Annotated in this window: 2 protein-coding genes; one reads left to right on the top strand and one right to left on the bottom strand. The window is 60.9% G+C overall.

Features of this window, described 5'->3' with window-relative positions; all coding sequences use genetic code 11:
• Positions 1-302 precede the first annotated feature (302 nt).
• On the top strand, positions 303-1115 hold the full coding sequence (locus JQ553_RS34110; protein ID WP_212504460.1) for an alpha/beta fold hydrolase: 813 nt from the start codon (positions 303-305) through the stop codon (positions 1113-1115).
• Between the two features lie 286 nt (positions 1116-1401).
• Here the strand turns inward: JQ553_RS34110 and JQ553_RS34105 are convergent, their stop codons facing one another.
• Complete coding sequence (locus JQ553_RS34105; protein WP_212504459.1) at positions 1402-2223, bottom strand: class I SAM-dependent methyltransferase; 822 nt, start codon at positions 2221-2223, stop codon at positions 1402-1404.
• Positions 2224-3500 lie beyond the last annotated feature (1277 nt).

The raw sequence follows: 3500 nt of genomic DNA, 5'->3' as shown, positions 1-3500 counted from the left end.
CCGGGCTTTGTTGCCACCGTCGCCCCTGAGAAGCGTGAGCTTCTGAAGGACTTAACACCAGCCACTGGGGCGTCAGGACCACACGACTTGATGTCTAGCTGTTTTTGCGGGCTGTTGAAAAAGGCGGAAGCGCTAGAAAATAAAGGCATTTTCGCTCTCCGCTCGGCGAACGAAGGCCCCGCCGGAAACCCGCCGGGCCCCGATAGGCCCTAGTTTCACATGAAGCGCCAGCGCGGACTGCCCGATGTCCTCGGCTCGTGATATTTTATCGATACGGATCACGTCTACGCGCCGGGCCAGCCATGGTCGAATATCCTGCTAAACGGATCGACTACCGCGAGCAAGGATCGGGGCCGACAATTCTTTTCGTGCCAGGCTCGTGGAGTACGGGAGCACTGTGGCGGGGCGTGATCGCCCTGTTAGGAGATCGCTTTCGGGCGGTGACAACGAGCCTACTCGGTTATGGCGACACTGAAGAGCGCCGAACGCCGGACGACGTTTCGATTGAGCGGGAGATCGACGTCATAGAGGCGGTCATCCAGCGCACCAACAGCGCTGTCCACCTCGTGGGCCATTCGTACGGTGGCACTGTTTGTTTGGCGACGGCGCTTCGTGACCGGACCAAAATCGCCAGCATGACCTTGATCGAGGCGACCCCGTTCAATCTGCTCCGCCATTCCGGCGATCTCGGGCTGTACGAGCAAGTGCGCGCGATGAGCGATGCCTATGTCCGCTCATGTGCTAACGGAAATCTGCTGGCTGCGCGGAACATCATCGACTTCTACGGTGGCGACGGTAGTTTTGATACGTTCGGAGCCCGGGCCCGGGACTACATTGTTGCCACCACGCCGACGAACATTCTCGACTGGTCGTCGGCGTGGTGTTTCGATGTGCCGCTCGCTGCCTATGTGGATATCACTGCGCCGAGCCTCCTCGTGCGAGGCGAGCGCAGCCATCCCGTCGTTCAGCGCGCCGCCGAGGTGCTGAATGACGCGATCTCCAGATCCTCGCTGGTGACCGTTCCCGGTGCCAGTCACTTCATGATCGCGACCCATGCGTCGGATGTCGCGAGGCTCATCCGTGAACACGTCGCGACGGTTGAGACGCTGCGCTAGTTTGGCGTCGTTAGATACTTACTCACCGGGCGTGCCTGTCGGTCGTCAGGGTCCTGTGGAGGGTGTCGCAAGGCGCCGGGACGGCGCGACCACACCTACCGAGGACATCTGGTGCGAGAATATTCGTGGTTGCAGTTACAGGGAAGCAGCGCGCCTGTTCGATGTCCGCTATGCCCCCATTAGCGACCAAAGTCCGCAGCACAGCGAAATGACGCGATGTGCCAATTGCAGAAGTCCAGATCACTCATAGCTTCGGCGAACGCTGTACCAGACCTGTGCCGCGCTCCTACGCGCGCCCGCTGCCGATCAGCATCTCGACGCTCATGCGCAGCTTACCGTTCAGCTCGAAACGCGAGAGGCGCGACTGCACCTCCTCGCGCACGGTTTGTCGGTCAGCGGTGGCGAGCCGCAAAAAGGCTTGGGGTATGGAACCGACACCGGCTTCTATCGGCTGCCAATAGTCCTCGAAACTCTCGAAGCTGTCTTCGCGCGTTGTGCGCTCCACTCGGACGTCGCGGAAGCCCGCGCCGACGAGCATGGCTTCCAGCCGGTTCGGGTCGTGCAGCGCGAACGAGAGAAACAGGACGTCGCGCAGTTCCGGCAGGAAGCGGCTGAGGACCTCGGCAAGATTACCCCACATGGGTGCCCGATCCGGAGTGGAGATCACGCATATCGCCACGCTACCGCCCTTGCGCAGAACGCGCCGGAATTCCCCGACGCCCCGCGCTGGATCGGGAAAGAACTGCAAGCCGAGCTGGCAAACGACGGCGTCGAAGCTGGTGTCGCGGAACGGTAATGCTTGGCCATCGGCCGCGACCGGCAGAAACGGCGACCCATGCAACCCTGCGCGTGCGCTCGTAAGCATCTCAGGCGAGATGTCCGCGCCAACCACGACGCCCTCGGTGCCGACGAGCGAAAGCGCCATCCGCGCGGCTTCGCCTGTTCCAGTGGAGACGTCGAGGACGCGGCACTTGGGTCCCACACCGGCGGCAGCGAGCACCGCCGGAATAAAGAGCCTCGACCACCGGCCGGTCCACCGCTCGTATGCCGAAGCATCGACCGTCTTACCCGGTGCAGCGTGGAAACCGGCCCCGAACGTCGTGCTCATCGCTGTCGCCCCCATCACGTCAGTAGAAGCTTGCACTTCGGGCAGCATCAATTGCGACGGGACCATAGCACATTGCGCCGGGCAGGACGTCCCCGCGTTGCGGGATTTCGATGCGGGCTAGGACCGCTATGGGTCAAAATGAGAACTCAGTGCGAGCATATGTTTTCCGCTTTCCCTCGAACTCGGACATTGCTCGACGCATTCGGCATGTCTCAAAGGGGCCACTTCCGGACTCATGCGCTGCAGCAACTACGTCAAAAATTCCGAAGAAGCCCAGCCGAGTCGGCGCTAAGCTCCGGTGCGCAGCGGAGGGTTACTCTTTTGCTAGCGTCGTCGACGGCACAATGTGAGATGGCTGGGATTAGCAGGAAAATTGCCGTTGCAGTCGGACTTGCTCTCAGCCAGGCGGCGGTAGCAGCACCGCCCAATCGCCCGAATCCCGAGCTTGCCCCTTGGTTTGAGAGCCTTAAGCAACCAGGCACCGGTGCGCCGTGCTGCTCGATTGCGGATTGCCGAACGGTAGAGTTCCGGCAGGACGGGGACGGCTACGAGGTATTAATCGATGGTCGCTGGAAGATGTCGAGCCCATTCTGGTTGCGGGTCCCGCCGAATAGGATCATCGACAGAACCGACAACCCGACGAACCGCGCCGTAGTCTGTTTCACGCCTGAGGCCGGCATCCTCTGTTTCGTGCGTCCGGCCGAAAGTTAGTCCATGCCGCTGCGGCCTGATCATTTGCTTCGCCGCGCCACATGAGTCTTCAGGAAGTCTGCGTCGGGTCAAAAAACAGAAGTCCTGCCCGCCCTGACCTTAGTCCGCTCCACTACCCAGCTGACCTTCCGCAAACGCGATGCGCACGGTTCGAACGTCGTGCAAATTTACAAACAGCACTGACTGCGCAGGGACGCGTCGTGGTGCGTGTCTGCCCCATCGCGCGTCGAGACATGCTCAGCCCCTAGAACGCACCACGGGGCGTCCCTGCGAAGCGGGATCAGTGCGGGATAGCGCGAAATGCAACCGAGGAGGAGGAGCTAAGACAGAGTGCAATCAGAGCATGTTGCTAGCTGCAGCGCCCCTTCAGCGATTTGGGACACAACCAAGTACACAGAGATATTATATCATTGATTTGTTTGATCTTTTTAGGACCGGACTCTTCATGCGCGATGGTTTACGGCTTATTTCGCGCTCTCCTCGGTGAGGCCGGGCTTTGTTGCCACCGTCGCCCCTGAGAAGCGTGAGCTTCTGAAGGACTTAACACCAGCCACTGGGGCGTCAGG

The sequence above is a fragment of the Bradyrhizobium lablabi genome, assembly GCF_018131005.1.
Classification (GTDB): Bacteria; Pseudomonadota; Alphaproteobacteria; order Rhizobiales; family Xanthobacteraceae; genus Bradyrhizobium; species Bradyrhizobium lablabi_D.
Note: the sequence above shows the minus strand (reverse complement) of the source record. Positions and strands in the feature narration are given on the sequence as shown.